Below are 22,899 nucleotides of genomic sequence, written 5' to 3'. Positions count from 1 at the left end.
CTGTTTTACGATCCTGTTTATGTAATCATGGTATATTGTAGGAAAAAGCGCATTATTTTTTAGTGGTATTTGAGTTTGTAAATTTAAAACAACGTTAAATGTTAGATTAGTTGACTGCTAAATGAACTAGTGTAGTTGTTGGTTTGTTAGTTTTTTATGGGATCGCACATAGAGTTATTTTCTTTTTGCATGTTTGCTGATATTTTAAGCAGAATTTAAGTTAGATTTTTTATGGAATTAAAATCTTCAATTCAAGGAATGGATTCGGTAATGTATACTCAGAATCAATGTGAGAATGAATTAGTTTCATTACACCCTGCTCAGGAAGAAGTGTATTTTGACCAAATGGTCAACTCTGATAGCGCTCACTATAATATAGGAGGCTATTTTAAAATCAAAGGAAAGCTTAATGTTGAGCTTTTCAAACAAGCAATTAAAATCACGGTTAATTCAGTTGATATATTTGGAATACGATTTGATTTCACTGATGGACACTTGCTTCAGATTTTTGATGGTTTGTCTAACAGAAATGATAATCTGATATATTTTGATTTTTCTAAAGAGAAAGATTCTAACAGTATAGCTAGCAGATGGATTAACCAATATCTTTCTATTCCTTTTGATTTAAGTGAAAAGTATCTATACGAAAATACATTGATTAAAATTGGCGAGTGTGAGTATTGGTGGGTAAACAAAGCCCATCATATTCTCACTGATGGTGTTGGGTATACTAATTATGGTATTACAGTATCCAAAGTATATAATGCGCTTATTTCTTCTGAGCCACTGGATAGGCTAGACAACTTACCATCATACAAACAGAGTATTAATAAAGCAGTTGAATACTTAAAGTCAAATAAATATCAGGAAGATAAGGTTTTTTGGGTAGATCAATTTCAAAAAAAATCTGATCTGTTATTATCCAAAAGGTACTTCTTTGGGGTTGCTAAATGCAATCACTATAGGGTGGAGTTATCAACTGAGCAAAGAGTCCAGCTATATCAATTATGTGAAGAGTTTAATGTTTCACTGCTACAGATAACATTAGTAGCTTTATCCATCTACTTTGCAAAGACAAATACAAACGATGAGCTTGTTTTTGGAGTGCCGGTTCATAACCGGCGTAATAAAGACGAACGGCTTACTGTCGGTATGATGGCAGGTGTAACCCCCTTTAAAATAAAAACGTCTTGCAATGAAAGCTTATTGAATTTTATAAAACGAATATCTCAGGCGCTAAAAAGAAACTATAGACATCAAAGATACCCTATTAGCCACTTAAAGCGTGAATTAAAACAAACGTTAGGCATATCTAATGACTTATTTGATGTTATCATAAACTATGAGGCATTTAATTTAGATCTACAATTTGGCGATCTAAAGAGTTCATTTGTGCACCTATCAAGTGAGGATGAAGTCACACCGTTACAGGTGCGTTGGTGCGACTATGGTGATAGCCAACCTTTACAGCTTAAATTGAGTTTTCGTACTGATTACTTTTCAAAAGCTGAAGCAGTACTATTAGCTGATAGAATAATCTATATATTACTTAATTTGACACAATACCAGCATGAGCCTATTAGTACGATCCCAATTCTCACGCCAAAAGAAACCCAAAAACTGTTGGTGGATTGGAACCAAACAGCAGCGCCGTATCCTGTAGAACAATGCATTCATGAATTATTTGAAGTCCAGGCAGATAAAAATCCAAATGCTATCGCGGTGGTGTTTGAGGAGCAGCAACTGACCTATGGTGAACTCAATCAACGCAGTAATCAGCTGGCCTATTATTTAATTGAGCAAGGCGTGAAGCCCGGTACTTTAGTGGGGTTCTGTATTGAGCGCTGCTTGGATATGATCATCGGGTTATTGGGTATTTTAAAAGCCGGTGGAGCTTATGTGCCGTTAGACCCAAGTTATCCGGTTGAGCGATTGAGTTATATGATCGAAGACAGTGGTATTAAATTAATGGTTACTCAGTATGCACTGAGAGATTTAATACCTAAGGTGGCCAATATGACTCCGATCTATTTGGATACTAAGGTAGGGCTGCAATTATTGTCCAAATATCCAAAGAGTAATATCGCTAAAGAGGTTTTACACTTTAATTCAAAGAGTTTAGCCTATGTGATTTATACTTCGGGTTCGACGGGTAAGCCTAAGGGAATTGAAATTAGACATAAAAGCACTGCAGCCTTAATTTCATGGTCAAATGCTATTTACGGATCAAAATCGATAGAAGTATTTATTGCAAGCACGTCCATCAATTTCGATCTTAGTATTTTTGAAATTTTTGTTAGTCTATCTTTCGGCAAGAAAATCTTGTTAGTAACTAATGCTTTGACAATAAAAAATTGCATTAATAATCAGACTACTCTCTTAAATACAGTCCCTTCAATCGCTAAGGCATTACTTGATGAAAGGGCTATTCCCTCAAGTGTAAAGATTATCAATTTAGCAGGGGAACCTTTGACAAAAAGTTTAGTTAATAGACTTTATCAAGAAACCAGCGTTGAAAAAGTATTCAATCTTTACGGTCCCTCAGAAGATACAACTTACTCTACGTTCATTGAGATTATAGAAGGAAGTAGCCAAGAGCCTACTATAGGGAAACCCATTAGTAATACAACCGCATATGTACTTTCTCCGGAGCAAACCCTATTACCCATAGGTGTCCCCGGTGAACTTTATATAGGTGGTGCGGGTCTGGCGAGAGGTTATTTAAACCGCCCAGAATTAACGGCGGAAAAATTCATTGCTCATCCCTTTAGTGATAACCCGAATGCGCGTTTATATCGCACTGGTGATTTAGTGCGCTGGTTACCAGATGGTAATTTAGAATTTATCGGTCGTATCGATCATCAAGTCAAAATCCGTGGTTTTCGAATTGAACTGGGTGAAATTGAAGCGGTGTTAGTACAACAACCATCAGTGCAAGAAACCGTAGTGGTGGCACGAGAGGATCAAGCTGGGGATAAACGCTTAGTGGCGTATATTGTTGCGACGGGTGATGAACAAACAGAAAATGCATTACTGGATAACTTAAAAAATACCTTAAAACAACAGTTGCCGGATTATATGGTGCCCTCAGGGTGGGTGGTGTTGGATAAATTACCATTAACCCCCAATGGAAAAATTGATCGTAAGGCTTTACCCGCACCTGAATATAGGCATATGGTCGATGAGTTTATAGCACCTTCGACACCCACTGAAATTGAATTAGTGGTTATATGGCAAGCCTTATTACAAATTAATCAGCCGATTAGTTGCCATGCAAACTTCTTTGAACTAGGGGGGCACTCTTTACTTGCAGTACGGTTAGTGAGCCAAATTCGAGACGCTTTTTCATTCGAGATAACGGTAAAAGCATTATTCAATATACCTCTTCTGTCTGACATAGCCACACTCATCGATCAACACAAGAATCATCATTCATTGGGTGCGCTAACTATTCCTGCTATTACTCCCAGAAACCCCCTGGAGACAGAACTACCACTATCATATGCTCAGCAACGGTTATGGTTTATTGATCAGCTGGAGGAGAACAGTGCGCACTACAATATCCCTGGAGCATTATTACTGGAAGGTTATCTAAACTTTTGTGCACTTAACCAAGCCTTAACAACGATTATTGAGCGGCATGAGAGTTTACGCACTCGTTTTATAACCATCGACGGTCAAGCTTACCAGCAGGTGATGCCATTACCCATAGATTGGACTATTGAAGTTATCGACTTGCACACTCTAGAAGGTGATGCATTACAAGCGTCGATTCAAAAGCATCAATTAGCTGAAGCGATAAAACCGTTTGATTTAAGCCAAGACTGCCTATTACGTGGTCAGTTATTAAAATTAGCGGATCAACAAGCACTGTTATTACTGACGATGCATCATATTGCCGCAGATGGCTGGTCGATTGGTGTATTAATTAATGAATTAAACACGTTATATCATGCCTACTGTCAAGGCCACGCTAACCCCTTACCTCCCTTAACAATCCAATATGCCGATTATGCGTTATGGCAGCGGGGTTATTTACAAGGTGAAGTTCTAGCACAACAGGTAGAGTATTGGCGTGAACAACTGCAAGGGTTGCCCGAAGTCCATCAGCTGCCACTGGATCATCCTCGTCCTTCCATGCAAACCTTTGAGGGCGCTACGTATCAACATGTGATCGATAAAACCGTGAGTGATGCGTTTAATCGGTATTGTGTCAGTCAAGGTGCTACGTTGTTTATGGGGTTGCACGCGGCATTTTCCATTTTATTAAGCCGTTATAGTGGGGAAACAGATATTGTTATAGGCACACCCATCGCTAACCGAGAACAAAGTGAAGTAGCATCACTGATAGGTTTTTTTGTGAATACACTGGTGATGCGGGCCGATTTATCCGCTAATCCCACATTTAAAAGCTTACTTCAGGAATGCAAACAGACAGCACTAGATGCCTATGCGCATCAACAAGTGCCGTTTGAACAATTAGTGGATGTGCTACAACCCAGCCGCCACCTCAGCCATCACCCACTGTTCCAAGTGATGCTGGCGTTACAAAATAATCAGCAACATTCACTGAACTTACCGGAGCTAACCGTATCAGTCCAAACGCCAGAATTCACCATTGCAAAGTTTGATTTAACCTTAAATGTATCAGAGCAAACCGAAGGGCTAATACTGGATTGGGAATATAATACCCAGCTATTTGAAACAGCGACTATTGAACGTATGGCTGGTCACTTTAACCAGCTACTCATTGGAACTGTTGCCAAGCCCGATCAGCCAGTCAATACATTAACCCTGCTCACGGAAAAAGAAACCCAACAGTTACTGGTGGACTGGAACCAAACTAACGCACCTTGCCCAACTAATCACTGTATCCACGAATTATTTGAAGCCCAGGCAGAAAAAAATCCCAATGCTATCGCCGTGGTATTTGAAGAGCAGCAGCTGACCTATGGTGAACTCAATCAGCGCAGCAATCAGCTGGCCCATTATTTAATTGAGCAAGGGGTGAAGCCCGATACCTTAGTGGGACTCTGTATTGAGCGCAGCTTGGAAATGATCATCGGGTTATTGGGTATTTTAAAAGCCGGTGGAGCTTATGTGCCGTTAGATCCAAGTTATCCGGTTGAGCGATTGAGTTATATGATCGAAGACAGTGGTATTAAATTAATGGTTACTCAGTATGCACTGAGAGATTTAATACCTAAGGTGGCCAATATGACTCCGATCTATTTAGATACTAAGGTAGGGCTGCAATTATTGTCCAAATATCCAAAGAGTAATATCGCTAAAGAGGTTTTACACCTTAATTCAAAGAGTTTAGCCTATGTGATTTATACCTCAGGCTCGACGGGTAAGCCTAAGGGAGTTCTTATACCTCACACCGCAGTAACACGTTTAGTCATAAATAATGATTATGTTCCTTTAAATGAAAAAACCGTAATAGGCCAATGTGCGACCATTACGTTTGATGCCGCTACATTCGAAGTGTGGGGGGCTTTACTCAATGGAGGACGACTGGCCCTATACCCACAGCCAATACTGGATCTAAACCAATTTAATGATTTTATAAACCATCATGAAATCAATACGATGTGGTTAACCTCTGGCTTATTTGATCATTTTGTAACTGATGCCCCTCGTACTTCTTCTCTAAAGTATATTCTAACAGGCGGTGATGTTGTTTCACCTCACTCTGTTGCCAAGCTGTATGCGGCGTGTCCAGACTTAACTGTTATTAATGGTTATGGCCCTACTGAAAATACAACCTTTACTTGTTGTTTTAACATTTCGCCCAATAGGACTAAAAATCAACCCATACCTATTGGATGCCCTATTAGTAATACAACCGCATATGTATTTTCTCCTGAGCAAACCTTATTACCCATAGGTATTCCTGGGGAGCTTTATGTGGGTGGTGCGGGCCTTGCCCGTGGCTATTTAAATCGCCCGGAATTAACTGCGGAAAAATTCATTGCTCACCCCTTTAGTGACGATCCGAATGCGCGTTTATACCGTACTGGTGACTTAGTCCGCTGGTTACCGGATGGTAATTTAGAGTTTATTGGTCGTATCGATCATCAAGTCAAAATCCGTGGCTTTCGAATTGAGCTGGGTGAAATCGAAGCAGTGTTAGCTCAACAGCCATCAGTACAAGAAACCGTTGTGGTGGCGCGTGAGGATCAATTGGGTGATAAACGGTTAGTGGCGTATATTGTTGCCACGGATGATGAACAAACAGAAAGTGCATTACGGAGTGAATTAAAACATACCTTAAAACAACAACTGCCGGATTATATGGTGCCCTCAGTGTGGGTGGTGTTGGATAAATTACCGTTAACCCCCAATGGAAAAATTGATCGTAAGGCTTTACCAGAACCAGACTATACACCCCAAGCCGATTATGTTGTGCCCACCTCTATGATTGAAAGCCAGCTTTGTGAGATTTGGCAAGCGGTGCTGGGTATAGCGCGGGTGAGTACGCAAGCTAACTTTTTTACGGTAGGGGGGGATTCGATTAAAGCCATACAAGTGGCATCCAGGGCACAACGCGCAGGCTTGGCACTGACGACGCGTCAGTTATTTACCTACCAAACCATTGCCGAACTGGCCTTGCACGTGACGACAGTGATCGATACGAAAATACCTCAAGTGGCGGTTGATGGTGAACAAACCTTATTACCGATTCAACAGCATTTTTTAACGACACAATTAACGGATGCTCATCACTTTAATCAGGCGCTGAGTATCCAGTTACCGCCTAACACCACCCAAACCGCGTTACAACACGCATTGTTAGCGATAGTGGCACGCCATGATGTATTGCGTTTAGCATTTGAACAGCATGCATCGGTTTGGCAGGCTAATTATCATACGCTAGATTTGCAGGTCATCACCGATACCCTACATTGCTTGTCAGTGACTTCCATGACAGACGACGCAAATCGGCGACGGATTCGTGATCATGCCAATCAACTCCAAGCCAGCTTTGATTTATCACAACCACCCTTAAGTCGCTGGCTGTGGATCGTTGATGAAGCAACGGCCAATAGTGAATTGATTTGGATCATGCATCACTTGATTGTCGACGGCGTGTCGTGGCGGGTCTTAGTGCAAGACTTACAGCACGCCATTGAACAATTTAATGGCACCGCCTCCGTGAAGTTAGCACCTAAAACCTCAAGTTATCAACGCTGGGCGAGGTATCTAAAAACGTACAGTGAGTCACCTGCATGCCAGCAAACCGTGGGTTATTGGCAGCAAGTAGTGAGTCAACCGTTCGAATCGCTACCCGCGATGCCACTGATGAGCACCGACAGTTTTAATCAGCAACGTACGGCACGTCACGTATTACCATTAAATGAGACCTTGACGCAGCAATTATTACAACAGGCGAATGGCTGCTATCACACCCAGATCAATGACCTGTTATTAACCGCATTATTGTTAGCAGTAACAGAGTGGTCAGGAGGTGATAGCCTCCGGGTGGATTTAGAGGGGCATGGCCGTGAAGCTCTGTGTGACGACATCAACTTGAGTGAAACCGTTGGTTGGTTTACCTCGGTTTACCCGGTGTATTTACATAAAGCGACCACCGTAGCGGGAACTGGACACATTGGTGAGCATATTAAAGTAGTAAAAGAGCAGTTACGGCAGATTCCGAATAAAGGCATCGACTATGGTATTTTACAGCGTTTTCAACCTGGCACCTTAGCAGATCATCGTCCCTCTGAGATCGTCTTTAATTACTTAGGTCAGTTTAATCAAACTATGTCAGAGGGTGATATCCAGTTACTGGGCACAACCACGGGAGATAGTGTTGGTGGTCAATTACAACGGGAACATGTATTAGGCTTCAACTGTTTGGTTATTGAGGGGCAATGGCAACTCGCCCTGGATTACCACCAAGGCCAGTTTAGCGCAGCTCACATCACTCAACTGGCGGATAAATATCATAGGTATTTAACCGCCATTATTCAGCACTGTATCAGCGCAACAGGTGGCTATACCCCTTCAGACTTCCCACTAGTGCAGCTGACTCAACCCGAGTTGGATCAGTTACAGCAAGTCTACCCAACACTGGAAGATCTGTATCCCAGTACCCCCATGCAGCAAGGGATGTTATTTCACAGTGAGCTGAATAGCGACACGGGCGTTTATATGACCCAGCTGGGTGTTCAATTGCACCAGCTTGACTCTCAGCGGTTTGAACAATGTTGGCAACAACTGATCGCTCGTCATGCCGTACTGCGTACAGCCTTTGTACCGGTGGAAGGGCAAACACTCCAGCTGGTGCAAACGCAGGCACATGCGTCTTGGCAAACGTTGGACTGGCAACATTTAAATGAAGCCGAACAACAGTCTCATGTTCAGGCACTACTGAAAGTAGTCCATAAGGTTGATCCGCAGCAGGCACCGCTAATGGATTTTACCTTAGCGCAAACAGGGCCTGCTGACTATTGGTTTATCTGGCGTCACCATCACGCCTTATTAGACGGCTGGTGTTTGCCTATTCTCTTTAAAGAGCTCTTTACCTTGTATCAACAAGGCAGTCACCCACAATCGGATAGCTTATCGCCCATAGCACCTTACCGAGCCTATATCGCCTGGTTACAACAACAAAGCAGCGAACACGCAGCTGCGTATTGGCGCCACTATTTAGCGGGGTTTACGACCCCAACTGTGTTACCCCTTGCTCACTTATTACCCACCACAGCAGAGGAACAGGCTCAACAAGAAACAGGCTTAACTCTTTCCACGACGTTAACAGAACAACTGCAACAACTGGCTCAGAGCCAACAAGTGACGCTGAATAGCGTGGTGCAAGCCGCATGGGGGTTATTGCTCAGTCGTTACAGTGGTGAGCAGGATGTGGTGTTTGGTAGCACGCGCTCAGGGCGACCCGATGAGCTACCCGATGTGGAACACATGGTCGGGCTGTTTATTAACAGTGTGCCAATACGGTTACAACTAACTGATAACCCTTCACTAGCTGACTGTTTGCAACAATTGCATCAGGTGCAAGTCAGTCACGACCAATACAGTTATGCCCCATTAGTGGACATTCAACGTTGGAGTGAAGTAGGTAGTGGTTACGGGTTATTTGAATCGCTGATAGTGTTTGAAAACTATCCTTTAGATGAGTCACTCAACCAACAACAGTCTGACTTGTCAGGCCAATTTATTATTGGTCAGGTTATCGCCGGTGAGCAGACGAACTATCCTTTGAGTTTATTGGTGCTTCCAGGAAAACAGCTACACTTTAAACTGCTGTACCAACCCCTGCGCTATACAGAAGACACCATGAGTCGTCTATTAGGGCATTTACAACAATTACTCCTGGCAATGACTCAAGCAGCTGCAACGGCTGCGGTTACACAACTTAACCTACTCACGGAAAAAGAAACCCAACAGTTACTGGTGGACTGGAACCAAACTAACGCACCTTACCCAACTAATCACTGTATCCACGAATTATTTGAAGCCCAGGCAGAAAAAAATCCCAATGCTATCGCCGTGGTATTTGAAGAGCAGCAACTGACCTATGGTGAACTCAATCAGCGCAGCAATCAGCTGGCCCATTATTTAATTGAGCAAGGGGTGAAGCCCGATACCTTGGTGGGACTCTGTCTTGAACGGAGCTTGGAAATGGTCATTGGGTTATTGGGTATTTTAAAAGCCGGTGGGGCTTATGTGCCGTTAGATCCTTCTGCTCCGCAAGCAAGATTGCAAGCCATACTGGATGATTGCCAGCCAGCATTCGTACTGACACAAATACAACTAACGGAATTGTTGAGCTGCAACGCAAGTCAATTAATCTGTTTAGATACTGATTGGCATATCATAGAAAACCACCTAACTCACCAACCGTATGTACTATGTAATCCCGATAACCTGGCCTATGTGATTTATACCTCCGGCTCGACAGGAAAACCAAAAGGGGTATTGCAGCAGCACAAAACTGTAGTGAATATAGTCCATCAGCAAGCATTGAGTGGGCAGTTAACTCATGCAATGAATACGTTACAGTTTACTACGATGACCTTTGATGTTGCTCTACAAGAGATTGTCACAAGCTGGTTTACAGGTAGTCGCCTCGTGCTAGTAAATAATGATGCACGTTTGAATATATCTAAGTTGGTTGATGTATTAATCCATCATGGTATTGAGCGCCTATTTATTGTACCTGCTCTATTAAATGTATTAACCGACTATGTGATTAGATATGATGTTCATTTAACTAATCTGCAAGAGATTATTACTGCAGGTGAAGCACTACAGATAACGGGAAGTTTATCTCAATTTCTTCAAGATCATCCATGTTGTAGTTTATGGAACCATTATGGTCCCTCTGAAACTCATGTGGTGACGGTAGAACAAGTCAAGACCTGCTCTATTGGGGATTATCCCCCAATCGGTAAACCACTAAAAAATCATCAATGCTATGTTGTTAACCAGGCTAACCAACTACAACCTATTGGTGTGCCTGGTGAGTTATTAGTTAGTGGTGTCGGTTTGGCCCGTGGCTATTTAAATCGCTCAGCATTAACCGCTGAAAAGTTCATTGCTAATCCCTTTAGTGACGATCCTAATGCACGTTTATACCGTACTGGCGACTTAGTTCGCTGGTTACCGGATGGTAATTTAGAGTTTATTGGTCGTATTGATCATCAAGTCAAAATCCGTGGTTTTCGAATTGAGCTGGGTGAAATCGAAGCGGTGTTAGTACAACAACCATCGGTACAAGAAACGGTGGTGGTTGTACAAGAAGATCGAGCTGGGGATAAACGCATAGTGGCGTATATTGTCGCGACGGATGATGAACAAACAGGAAATGTATTACTGGATGAATTAAAAAATACCTTAAAACAACAATTGCCGGATTATATGGTGCCCTCGGGGTGGGTGGTGCTGGATAAATTACCATTAACCCCCAATGGAAAAATTAATCGTAAGGCTTTACCGGCACCTGAATATATACATATGGCAGATAAGTTTATAGCGCCTTCGACACCCACTGAAATTGAATTAGTGGTTATATGGCAAGACTTATTAAAAATAGATCAATCTATTAGTATCAATGCGAACTTTTTTGACTTGGGTGGACATTCTTTATTAGTCATGCAGCTGGTGGCAACGATTAACGATAATCTTGACACCCAAATAGCGGTAAGGGATATATTTGCTTATGGAAATTTAAAAGAGTTAGCTGCATTTATTGATCAGCAAAGAGCAGATAACAGAGTGCGAGAGTGGATACCTTTGGTCAGGTTGTCTGTTGAGGGGGCAACTACCCCTACACTGCCTAAATTATATTGTGTACCTGGGGCAGGTGGTTTTAGTATTGCTTATCAGGCACTGTCAGACAAGTTAAGTAAGCATGCCCAGGTATTAGTTTTTGAAGCGAAAGGTTTGGATGGCATTGAACATCCTCATGATGATTGGGAGCTATTAATCGATTGCTATTTAAAAGCCATTATTGCTGAACAAACAAAAGGTCCTTACTTTTTATTAGGACACTCATTTGGTGGACGGGTAGTATTTGAGCTTGCCCGAAAGCTTGAAGCATTAGGACATGAAGTAAAGGTCATTATTTTAGATACCGTATTATCTAACAGTATTTTGGCAAATGAGATAATAACGATGTCTGACATGAGCGTTGCCCAAAAAGTGCTGCAAGTAGTTGATGAATTTACTAGGGAAATGCCTCAACCTGTAAATAATGAGTCACTTGAACCTAAGGAGCAGCTCAAGCAGTTAATGGTTACAGGAGGGCTATTACCTGCTAATGGTAATCATCAGTTGCTTGATGGGTTTTTACAAGTGTATGCAGCTCAAGAGGCTTTATTTGAGCAGTATGTACCTAGTGGAAAACTACAAGGTAAGCTGTATTTTTTATACGGTGCAGAATCCTTTATAGCCAATAAGATCACATTGGCACGGCTAAGTTATAACCAATACTGTGCTCAAAAAGTTGACGAATATAAGGTCGAAGGAGGCCATGTGTCTATGTTAAGACCTAAAAATGTTCATTCTATTGTGAGTGTAATAGTGTCGATTTTACAAGTATCTAAGGAACAAACTAAAACTAAAGAAGACGAGATGATTTATTAGAAGAAAGTTTATAGTAAGTTCTTTTGATGATTGAATGAGCGCTGTACTTAGATCTATATGTATTTGTTATATGCAAAGGCCAGCAGTGCAGCGCTCCTGGTCAACGTAAAAACATAGTGTTCACAGGCCCTAGGCTGTGACCTTTTCAATTTTTTTTTCACACATTGGATTATTCGGATGCTGTGTCCAGTTTAAGTATGGCTTTTTATTCTCTTGCGTGACCATAGTTATACAATCATGTTCTGGGCACGTAATTTCGCATAAGTTACAGCCTACGCAGTTATCTTCAATAATAGAGTACACTTTTCGGTTATTATGCTCAGCGGGCTGAATAGCTTGGTGGGATGTATCTTCACAGGCTGCATAACAACGACCACAACCAATACATGCATCAGGGTTAATAGAAGCGATTGTCTTGTAATTTAGGTTTAAATATTTCCAATCAGTAATGCGGGGGACGACAATACCAATAAAATCGCTTAGCTTTTGATAGCCTTTAATTTTCATCCATTGAGTTAAACCATCAGTTAACTCATCAATAATTGAAAAACCATAGACCATTGCAGCAGTACAAATTTGCACATTGTGGGCTCCAAGGACCATAAATTCAGCTGCATCATGCCACGTAGTAATTCCGCCGATACCTGATATGGGTAGACTTTGTGTGTCTTCATTCCTAGCAATTTGGCTGACCATATTTAATGCGATAGGTTTTACTGCAGGTCCACAGTAACCTCCACTGGTAACATAACCATCAACATTTGGGCGGGCTTTAAGAGTATTTAAGTCGACTCCAGTAATAGAATTTATGGTATTAATAAGTGAAACGGCATCAGCACCACCACGAAGAGCGGCTTGTGCAGGTTGTAGAATATTTGTGATATTGGGTGTTAGTTTAACAATCACTGGCATGCGCGTGTAATGCTTACACCATGCGGTGATCTGTTCTACAAATTCTGGTACTTGACCAACCGCGGACCCCATTCCACGTTCTGGCATACCATGAGGACAACCAAAATTGAGTTCTATTCCATCAGCACCTGTGTCCTCAACTTTTCTAAGTATGGTACGCCATGCCTCTTCTTTACAAGGAACCATTAAAGAAACAATAATAGCTCGATCAGGCCATTTACGTTTCATTGCACGAATTTCTGCAAGGTTGGTGTCAAGTGGTCGGTCGGAAATTAACTCGATATTATTAATACCAATTAGATTACCGTACATGTCATGATGTGCTGAATAACGTGATGATAAATTTATTGGGTGTGGATCCTCCCCCAACGTTTTCCAAACAGCTCCACCCCAGCCAGCTTCAAAGGCGCGATTAATATTATAAGCTTTATCGGTAGGAGGCGCAGAAGCTAGCCAAAAAGGATTAGGAGAAGATATTCCTGCAAAGTTACTCGCTAAAATACTCATATTATTAATCTCCTATAATATAAGAGTGAATACTTTCTGCTGCTTCCTTTCCTTGCTGCACCGCATATACGGTAAGATCTTGCCCCTTATAGATACAGTCGCCTCCAGCAAAAACACTGGGTATTGATGTTTGGTAGTTATCATTAACGGCTATTTTTCGTTGGTGCACAGATAAAGTACTTTGGTTTTGTCTAAAAAGAGATTGTGTACATAAGGTTTGGCCAATAGCTTTAAATACATAGTCGGCTGTTAATGTAATTGTTTCCTGAGGTATTTCATGAGTCTGAATATGAAAAGTAACCGCTAATTTTTTATCAGTTAATTGGTCAATTTTAATAGGATTAAACCAAGTTTCTTTGTGTACATCATGTAGTTGAGCAAGCTGTTGTTCTTTTAGAGTGGCAGACATGTGTTGATATCCACGTCGATAGGCTAATGTCACTTTACCTGCTCCAAGTTTTTTAAGCTGTACGGCCACATCAATAGCTGTATTTCCACCACCAATGACAATAGCAGATTTCCCTTTTAAACTTTCTTGAATTTGGTGCTGACGAATAGTATGAATAAAGTGTGTGGCATCTAGAACGTTTGGCAATGACTCGCCTGGAATATTTAGCTTTCTTGCGCTAGCTAACCCTATAGCTATAAATACTGCATGGTATCTATCGAGTAAGTCATTCAAAAAAAGATTATCGCCCAATGTTTTTTTTGTAAAAATATTTATATTGCCTATGTCTAGTATTTTATTAATTTCTAACTCAGAATAATTGTTTACTAGTTTATAAGAAGCAATCCCATATTCATTTAGGCCTCCAATCTTGCTTTCCTTCTCGAAAATATCGATAGCATGGCCTAACTGAGCCAGCTTATGGGCACAGGAAATACCTGCAGGTCCAGCACCGATAACCGCGATTTTTTTATTGGTATCGCTTTTACGTACAAATGGATACTCACCTTGTATGTTATCAATGGCATGTCGTTGTAATAAACCTATTTTTACGGGGTTTGATTCAGGATGAGTATTTCTGACACAGGCGTGTTCGCATAAAATTTCCGTTGGGCATACTCGAGCACAACTACCGCCAAATATATTTTCGCTTAATATTGTTTGAGCTGAGCCTTGTAAGTTATTTGTACTTATTTTTCTAATAAAATCGGGGATGTTAATATGAGTAGGGCAGGCAGTTATGCAGGGAGCATTATAGCAATAAAGACAGCGAGAGGCTTCCTCTAGCGCTTCTTTATGGGTTAAAGGTGAGTGAATATCATCAAAGTGATAATTGTTATCAGCAACAGCTTTTGAGAGATTTATTTTTTGTTGCATTTAATCCCCATCGTAATCTAAATATAACTACATCAGTGCTGGTATAATTTTTATGATTTATAGTAATATATTGGAAGTAAAGCATTACCATCCAAGAAGGATTACTTTGAGCTAAAAAAATAAGCTTCTTGTATTGGGTTGCTTGAATGTTAATTAAACTATAAATTATTTAATATAAATTTTACTATTTCCTACGGTTTAACTTTCTTTGGTGTATTTTTCAGTAATAACTCAACCCAAGATAAAATTTTAAAATGAACAGATATTGAGGTTCAATAGTATCTACTGCAATCCATGATGCTATTATTTTTATTCATAAAGTTTATGATGGTAAGCTTGTTTGATATAAGGGCTTATTCGAATTCAGTGTCAATATATTTAAGCACAATCTTTTTGCGAAAGCCTGATTTTTTAATCTTTCGGTATTGGGTATTAAATCGTTTAAGTAGTTCTTCAGCATTAGGCCAAGCTCTGCTAATGCCCGCATGAAAAGTTCTTATTTTGCCAATAGGTTTGGGAATATAGTCGATGACTTTCTGCCAGCTTTTATTTTGCCCTAGGTAGAATTTACATTGGTGAATTTCACAAATGATGAGGTCTACTCGTTTATGAAATAAATTTTTTAAATGCTGTTTTTCTGGTGACTCTAAAGCAGGTGACTTGATTGCAATGAATGATTTATTAGTAATTGCGTTTAAAAAAATAGGGTCATAGTTATATCCGTCAGTATATCCAACAACATATTTATTTAGATCGCTGAGCTTATTCCACGTTATATTATTTTCCTTTCGCTTGAAGAACACATCTGCAATTTTTATTAGGTAGTCAGTAAATAAAAATTGTTTTATGCGTTCTTCATTTTGTGTGAAAGTAAAGAGGATAGCATATTTGCCTTCAGCAGCCTCTTTATAAGCGCGCTTCCAAGGTAAAATAGTGACTTCAGGAGTATAACCGATGTCTTTTACTGTTTGTGTAACAAGTTCATAACTAATCCCTCGCATTTCACCTTGGTCATCCAGGTAGTTCATGGGGGGGAAAGTAGCAAAAATAATAGGTAGACTTTTTCCTTGGGAGGAGTCTGGGTAAACAAGGATGAATAGTAATAAAAAAATAAAAATTACAGAGTGTATATAGAGAGAGGTATTTTTGTTATGCTTGTAAAACATAATACCTCCTAAATAATGTAAATTGATAAAAAATAATAAATTCAACTATTTAGTATAGCTACATTGTAGTTAATGGAAAGAAAGGAGAACTTTTAACATTTGATCAATAAAAAACGTGTTAACTATCGTTAAACTTAATTGACCTTTTGATCATTAAAAATTGACAAGAACTTGCTATAGCTTATATTGCTTAACTTTTGATAAACACATTAGTGTATAAATACTTTGAGGTATAATTAATATGGAGTGCAGCTTAGCTGTTCAATCCTTCTCTCAGGAAAAGTTATTTACCTCTGTGATTAAGGATTTAGTTAAACAAGGATGGTCTGTGCAACAAAATTCTTTGCCCGAAAAACTGTTGCAGGATTTGGTTGATGAGATTAATTATTTTGATAACAAACAATTATTGCTTCCAGCAGCGATTGGGCGGCGTCATCAAAAACAGTTTGACCAATCAATTCGTAGCGATAGAACGTTATGGCTTGATGGGCGGTCGAAAACCCAACTGGTGCTTTTAGATTTTCTAGAAGCATTTAGACTCAACTTGAACGAGCAACTTTGGCTTGGTCTGGATGAGGTAGAGTGTCACTATGCGATTTATGATAAGGGGAGTTTTTACAAGCGTCATTTAGATGCCTTTAATGGCCATGAGACTAGAGTCGTTAGTGTTGTTTTTTATTTGAATAAGGATTGGCAGGAGGTTGATGGAGGGAGTTTAAAACTCTACTCAGCGAAAGATATACAAGCAGTAAGCACCGTCTTACCAGAAAGAGGCACATGTGTTTGCTTTATGAGTTCTGAGATACCGCACGAAGTATTACCTTCTTTCAGGTCACGAATGAGCATTGCAGGCTGGTTCCGGCGACAGTCCACAATAGAAAAAAGGTTTGGATTGTGAGCTGTAACATGAGTGATTGGATATCCGAGAGTACTATATCCCCAGTATACTTAATGTGTATTAACTCCATTTTTACTGGTAACAATGAAGCGTAGATGATTAAAAAAGCTGTAGACAAACTAATTACCTTGTTATTGATTGGTGGGACTTTCTGTTCCGTACTGGCATATTGGGGGAATAGCCATTGGTGGTTGGAGTTATTAACGCATTTTCGGGCATTTTACTTCTTTAGCGGTATCGTAGCATTTTTATGGTTGCTAGCGACGCGACGCTTCTTATTCACAGTATTCGCTTCAGTGATTTTAGTACTTAATTGGCAGGTACCGATGCTGTACCTGCCACCATCTGTAGTATCATTCAATAGTACTGAAGCGTTAGCAGAGCACGTTGACAAGAAACGCAAACCCATTGTGATTTACCATGCAAATGTACTGTCTTCTAATACTCAGTACCAGCAACTTGTCCAACAGCTGTCAGATTACCAGCCTGATATTGTTATATTACAGGAAATTACTGAGGCATGGTTACAAGGTATCAAGGAGGGACTGGCTGATTATCCTTACCAACTAACTAAGCCTGAAGCTGGTAATTTTGGTATTGCATTATTTAGTCGTTTCCCGCTGACCAATAGGCAAACTATTCAGCTGAGCAATACCGGATTACCAAGTATATTTGCTTCTGCTCAAACACCACAAGGAGAACTGGCTGTCTTTACTACGCATCCTCTGCCGCCAGTAAGTGTATCCTATTCTTTGTTGAGGGACTTTCAACTTGAAGCCACGGCAAAATTTTTACAGAGTGTTGCTGCCCCTTATGTGCTGGTGGGTGATTTAAATACAACACCGTGGTCACCCGCTTTTACACGCTTAATGAAACGAGCGAACCTTAAAAATGCTCGACAAGGTTTGGGAATTTTACCTACATGGCCTGCACCTCTGCCACTATTACAAATACCCATTGATCACGTACTTCATAGTGAAAAGATCCAGGTAATTTCAATGGAAGTGGCCGATAAAATTGGGTCTGATCACTTACCTATTGTGACTAAAATTTACTTAACTGAAGATAATGCGGATAAACAGCTTCAGAAAGATAAAAAGAATAAGAAAAGCCACTGATAGATATGTGAATAAGTACTTTAACCTAATGATTTTAAAGGTAAATAATTGTCTTAAATTTGCAATTATATGGAAATGTATTGGTCATAATATTGGCTTATGCTGGCGGCAATTAAAGGGCTAGAGGAGCCTGATCATGAAAGTTGCATTTGATTTCTTTGCCAACCGCCAAAATCCAGACAGCTACCAGAAGTCGTTTGTTGTTGAGCTTTCGACATTACCTGCTAAGGAAGATGTCGTGCATTTTGAAGGGGAAGACTACACGGTGTGGCTGCTTGAATGGAATTTGTCAGATAGTCATCAGGATTCTAGCTGTGTTGTTACTGTTAAATGTCATAGAAAAAGTCTATACGACTTTCGACATGATACACATACTGTAATACCAAGCTCAGATAGAACACTGGCGAAGTATTTAGCAAGCTAGTCCATTCTTGGCTTGTGCTATCTTGGTCGATACCTCAATAAAATAAGCTGTTTTCAGAGCGATATCATTTGAGGTACCCTGAGTTTACCATTTGTTTATAGACAAAGTTTTGTGATGTGGTAAGTGCTTTGTCTATAGTACTCTTACCTTGTAATATTTCGCTTATATTTTGTCCAACAAGTGCTCCAATAGCAGTAAACTCTGGTATACCAACATATTGAATACCTGTGTAAGGGGTAGGCTTGACGGTTGGATGTAATATATCCGCCCCTTCAATGGCATTCAGCACAAAACCTGCGAAAGGTGCTACTTGTTGATATGTTTTAGTTTCATAGGTTGATTTTCGTGTGCCTGGTGGAACAGAGATCCATCCTTTGGACTGTGCGACAAGTTTGATGTACTCCTGTGATGTTGCCCAAGTAATAAATTTTTTAGCAGCCTCTTTGTTTTTGGATGATGCAGGAATAGCCAATGACCAGGCCCATAGCCAGTTAGACGGTATGACTGATGAAGGGGCTTGAGCAAAGCCAAGATGTTTAGACACTTTAGATAGTTTTGGATTAAACAGTAGTCCAGCTGCAACCGTGGCATCTATCCACATTCCACAGTGCCCTTGTGAAAATAGCTTTAAATTTTCATTAAAACCGTTATTTTCGGCATTAGGAGGGGCATAAAATTGCATTAGCCTGGTGTAATAAGTGAGCGCATTTTTCCATTCAGGAGACGTTAATTGAGGGTTCCATTGTTGGTCAAACCAGCGTCCACCAAAAGCATTGACGAGCGATGTTATAAGGGCCATGTTTTCACCCCAGCCTGCCTTTCCTCGCAGACATATTCCATATATTTTTTGCTGCGGGTTATGTATAACTTCCGCAAAACGTTCTATATCTTGAAAAGTGGGTTGCTTGGGCATGGTCAGGTTAGCGTTATCAAACAGGTCTTTTCGGTAGAATGTCATCACGCTTTCAGCATAAAAAGGTAATGCATAGAGATGCTGGTTGTAGGAAAGCGCCTCAAGGAGTGAGGGTAAAATATCATGCAGGTTATAGTTTTCTGGGAGATCTTTTAATTGAGTTAACCAGCCTTGTTTAGCCCATATAGGCGTTTCATAAGTGCCTATGGTCATGATGTCAAACTGGCCATCAGCAATTGCAATATCACTTAGCAATCGACGTCTGAGCGTGTTTTCTTCCATGACTTTCCACTCAAGTTCAATATCAGGATTTTCTTTTTCAAATGTGGTAGCTAACTCCTGCATGATGGCCATATCAGGATTATTGACAGTGCCAATAGTCAATTGAGTTTTTGTGGGTGAGCTTGGCGGGTTTGCCTGTAGGCCATGTTGTGATTGGATAGCCACCAGCGTTCCATCTTGTCGCATGATTGCCAGCCCACTATTAAAGGCTGCAAGTAATGTTATTGCCGACTCAGATTTTTTAGAAAAGGCAATATGAAAGTTTTTTCTTGTCAGTGCTGGTTGTACAAATTCTAACTGCCCTATGTAATAGGGGCGCTTGCTTACCATTAGGTCGGCTGCCGTAAATTTATCAATTAGGACAAACTGTATACGGCTACCTGCCAGTTTATCTAAATTTTGTAGATCTCTCGTAACAGCTTCAATGTTGATATTAGGAATTTTTTTTAATTCTGGTAGTGTGAATCCGCCACGCACTAAACCAACTTTTTTTCCGTCAAGTGCTGACAATGCCTGAGATAAATTCTGTTCAGGCGAGACTGGATATTGAAACCCATCATATTTACGTTTTAATAAACCAATCGTATCACCAGGAAAAGGATCAGAAAAAAGGAATTCGTTATCAGGAAATGCATCTTGGTACACGGGTAAAATACCATCCGCTTCGCCTTGGCTGACCATTGCTGTTGTTCTAGCCCATGGATAAAAGCTAATTTTTGCCTGATAACCTGCGAGACGAAATGCTTCAACCACAACTTGATACACATAACCTTTATTTAATAAATTAACACCAATGTAAGGTACACGTTCTCCAGTGACTAGATTAACGGAAGGGGCTGCATAGGTGTTGTTGAGCAATAATGTGAAAATAGTAATTATGCAGCTGGCGGTTATTTTACGAGTCATTTAAAAGAACTCCTTGTCTTATGCAAATACTACTAAACCTGGACGCTTAGGTTACCAAAACAACTTTAACTATAGGAAAATATTAGTAAAAAATAGGTGTTTTAGATAAGTGGCTGAAAGATAAAAATGATTCGTTAAGGGTATAAAGTAAATGAATAAACGATTTGATGATTATTATCGATAATTTGAACCGATAAAACTATCTGTTTTTATTGCTAGAATAGAACTACAGGTAATGAAAATTAGTGGTAAAGAAATGGTTGGATATTTTGCATTAAGAGATTGTATGATCTTAAGATGTAATACAAAGCTAATTAAATGGTTGCTCATTAATTTTCTGGGATTACTATCGATTTTGGCCAATGCATCTTCTACAGTTGATTTGGTTACGGGGGAACGAGTGCCCTATATAGGGAATTATTTATATAATAAGGGCTATGTATATCAACTTGTTGAAGAAGCATTTGCACGAAGTGGTTATAATGTACGAATTAGCTTTCATCCGTGGGCTAGGTCAAATGATTACATATTAAAAGGTAAAGCTGACGGTATTTTACCCGTGTACCAAGATGCATTTCCTGATGATGAATTCCTTTTTTCTGATCCTTTTCCTGGTGATACGATTGGTTTATTAAAGCGAATAGATAATCCTTTTAAGTTCAAAGCCTCTCCATTGTTAGACCTCTCAAAGGCACTTAGTAGTGACTCCGAATTGAAAGTGGGCAGTGTACGTGGTGGTAGTTTACTGCCTGATTTGGAAGGTTTATATAATATTACTCTTGAGTTTGTAACCAGAGAAGTGCAAAACTTGGATAAGCTTGAGAATAACCGTATCCATTTTGTTTTAATTGATAAATACACGGCTGCTGACTTGATGGTAGAGCAGCGTCCGCATTTGATTGGAAAACTGGAATTTTTGGAGCCTCCTCTCGCAACAAAAAACTTTCACATTGTATTTAACAAAAAATCAAAGCATGCGGAAGAGAGTTTGCGAGCTTTTAATCGAGGCCTAGCTGAACTAAAACAGCAAGGAAGAGTGAAAGAGATTTTAATACAGCACGGATTACTTGCGGAGGCCAAACAACCAGATAATAAAATTAAGTTAACGATTGGCACAGTGAATAACCCTGATATGGTTATTATGCAAGCGTTATCGACTGAATTTGAGCAGCAAAATCCATCCATTAGTTTGGAATGGTATGTACTTGAGGAAAACACCTTAAGGCGTCGACTGTTAAGTGATTTAGCAATACATAATGGCCAGTTTGATATTATGACCATAGGTACTTATGAAACGCCTATTTGGGCCAATTCGGGTTGGATCAGCCCTCTGGAAAATTTATCTCAGGAGTATGAGTTGGATGATGTGCTGCCTTCTATTACCAAGGCATTAACGTATAAGGATAAGCTGTATGCGTTACCGTTCTATGCCGAAAGTATTATGACTTATTACCGTAAAGATTTGCTGGAAAAGGCAGGTCTTAAGATGCCAGAAACACCGACATATGGAGATATACAAAAGTTTGCTGCTAGATTGCACCAGCCTGATCAGGGTATCTATGGGATCTGTTTACGTGGCAAGGCAGGATGGGGGGAAAATATGTCGTATTTAACATCCTTAATTCATGCATTTGGTGGTCGTTGGTTTGATGAGCAGTGGCAGCCTCAGTTGAATTCAATAGAGTGGCGACGCGCTATTACATTTTACATTGATCTTATAAAGAAATTTGGTCCCCCGAACTCAACGCGTAATGGCTTTACAGAAAATTTAGCACTTTTCGCACAGGGACATTGTGCAATCTGGATTGATGCTACGGTTGCAGCAGGTTTTTTATTTAACCCTAAACATTCAATAGTTTATAAGCATTTAGGCGTTGCCCCTGCCCCGAAAGCAGCCATTAAATCCAATTGGCTATGGGCCTGGTCATTGGCTATTCCTGCATCTTCAAAATATAAAAAAGAAGCAAAAAAATTCATTACTTGGGCGACGAATAAGCACTATATAAAACGAGTAGCAGAGCAATATGGGTGGGTATCAATTCCTCCTGGCACACGTAAATCAACATATCAATCACAAGCCTATTTACAAGTAGCACCTTTTGCCAAGCTGGTACTCAATGCGATCGAAAGTGCTGATATTGTTCAGCCCTCTTCAAAACCTACACCCTATATGGGAATACAGTATGTGGGTATTCCAGAGTTTGCTGCTTTGGGGACTTATGTAGGGCAGGTTATTGTAGATGTTGTGGAAGGGAACAAAAAGGTTGATGATGCCCTGAATAGTGCTCAGCAGTATGCTTATCGACAAATGCGTGAATCAGGTTATATACATTAA

9 protein-coding genes are annotated in these 22,899 nt (G+C 40.1%); 5 read left to right on the top strand and 4 right to left on the bottom strand.

Annotated elements, in window-relative coordinates; all coding sequences use genetic code 11:
* The first annotated feature begins 270 nt into the window (after positions 1-270).
* Positions 271-12,114 (top strand): amino acid adenylation domain-containing protein, encoded by an 11,844-nt coding sequence (locus ACQ96U_RS04855; RefSeq protein WP_431720100.1) that lies wholly within the window; start codon positions 271-273, stop codon positions 12,112-12,114.
* 129 nt (positions 12,115-12,243) lie between these two features.
* On the opposite strand, the gene preA is transcribed toward ACQ96U_RS04855, so the two are convergent.
* The 3 genes from preA to ACQ96U_RS04840 all read right to left on the bottom strand — a co-directional run bounded on the left by preA (position 12,244) and on the right by ACQ96U_RS04840 (position 16,023).
* Positions 12,244-13,533, bottom strand: a complete 1,290-nt coding sequence (preA, locus tag ACQ96U_RS04850; RefSeq protein WP_431720099.1) for an NAD-dependent dihydropyrimidine dehydrogenase subunit PreA — start codon at positions 13,531-13,533, stop codon at positions 12,244-12,246.
* A 4-nt stretch (positions 13,534-13,537) separates the two neighbouring features.
* The gene (locus ACQ96U_RS04845; protein ID WP_431720098.1) at positions 13,538-14,857 is read right to left on the bottom strand and encodes an NAD(P)-dependent oxidoreductase; all 1,320 of its coding nucleotides are present in this window, start codon (positions 14,855-14,857) and stop codon (positions 13,538-13,540) included.
* 353 nt (positions 14,858-15,210) lie between these two features.
* Positions 15,211-16,023, bottom strand: a complete 813-nt coding sequence (locus ACQ96U_RS04840) for a substrate-binding periplasmic protein (RefSeq protein WP_431720097.1) — start codon at positions 16,021-16,023, stop codon at positions 15,211-15,213.
* Between the two features lie 241 nt (positions 16,024-16,264).
* On the opposite strand from ACQ96U_RS04840, the gene ACQ96U_RS04835 reads away from it, so the two are divergent.
* The 3 genes from ACQ96U_RS04835 (at position 16,265) to ACQ96U_RS04825 (ending at position 18,463) form a co-directional block, all read left to right on the top strand.
* Positions 16,265-16,921 (top strand): 2OG-Fe(II) oxygenase, encoded by a 657-nt coding sequence (locus ACQ96U_RS04835; RefSeq protein WP_431720096.1) that lies wholly within the window; start codon positions 16,265-16,267, stop codon positions 16,919-16,921.
* Positions 16,922-17,016: 95 nt separating this feature from the next.
* The gene (locus tag ACQ96U_RS04830; RefSeq protein ID WP_431720095.1) at positions 17,017-18,039 is read left to right on the top strand and encodes an endonuclease/exonuclease/phosphatase family protein; all 1,023 of its coding nucleotides are present in this window, start codon (positions 17,017-17,019) and stop codon (positions 18,037-18,039) included.
* Between the two features lie 136 nt (positions 18,040-18,175).
* Positions 18,176-18,463 carry a hypothetical protein gene (locus ACQ96U_RS04825; protein WP_431720094.1) on the top strand — a complete coding sequence of 96 codons (288 nt, stop codon included), beginning with the start codon at positions 18,176-18,178 and terminating at the stop codon, positions 18,461-18,463.
* Positions 18,464-18,527: 64 nt separating this feature from the next.
* On the opposite strand, the gene ACQ96U_RS04820 is transcribed toward ACQ96U_RS04825, so the two are convergent.
* The gene (locus ACQ96U_RS04820) at positions 18,528-20,564 is read right to left on the bottom strand and encodes an extracellular solute-binding protein (RefSeq protein ID WP_431720093.1); all 2,037 of its coding nucleotides are present in this window, start codon (positions 20,562-20,564) and stop codon (positions 18,528-18,530) included.
* Positions 20,565-20,850: 286 nt separating this feature from the next.
* Between ACQ96U_RS04820 and ACQ96U_RS04815 the strand changes: the two genes are divergently transcribed.
* Positions 20,851-22,899: an extracellular solute-binding protein gene (locus ACQ96U_RS04815; RefSeq protein ID WP_431720092.1), complete on the top strand. Its 2,049-nt coding sequence runs from the start codon at positions 20,851-20,853 to the stop codon at positions 22,897-22,899.

Origin of the sequence: Zooshikella sp. RANM57 (assembly GCF_050749885.1) — a bacterium.
GTDB lineage: Bacteria > Pseudomonadota > Gammaproteobacteria > Pseudomonadales > Zooshikellaceae > Zooshikella.
This window is presented reverse-complemented; position numbering and strand designations above follow the sequence as displayed.

Coding starts and splice junctions, on each gene's coding strand:
- ACQ96U_RS04825 (WP_431720094.1), top strand. CDS start 18,176: ATGAAAGTTGCATTTGATTTCTTTGCCAACCGCCAAAATCCAGACAGC.
- ACQ96U_RS04840 (WP_431720097.1), bottom strand. CDS start 16,023: ATGTTTTACAAGCATAACAAAAATACCTCTCTCTATATACACTCTGTA.
- ACQ96U_RS04815 (WP_431720092.1), top strand. CDS start 20,851: ATGATCTTAAGATGTAATACAAAGCTAATTAAATGGTTGCTCATTAAT.
- ACQ96U_RS04835 (WP_431720096.1), top strand. CDS start 16,265: ATGGAGTGCAGCTTAGCTGTTCAATCCTTCTCTCAGGAAAAGTTATTT.
- ACQ96U_RS04830 (WP_431720095.1), top strand. CDS start 17,017: ATGATTAAAAAAGCTGTAGACAAACTAATTACCTTGTTATTGATTGGT.
- ACQ96U_RS04820 (WP_431720093.1), bottom strand. CDS start 20,564: ATGACTCGTAAAATAACCGCCAGCTGCATAATTACTATTTTCACATTA.
- preA (WP_431720099.1), bottom strand. CDS start 13,533: ATGAGTATTTTAGCGAGTAACTTTGCAGGAATATCTTCTCCTAATCCT.
- ACQ96U_RS04845 (WP_431720098.1), bottom strand. CDS start 14,857: ATGCAACAAAAAATAAATCTCTCAAAAGCTGTTGCTGATAACAATTAT.
- ACQ96U_RS04855 (WP_431720100.1), top strand. CDS start 271: ATGTATACTCAGAATCAATGTGAGAATGAATTAGTTTCATTACACCCT.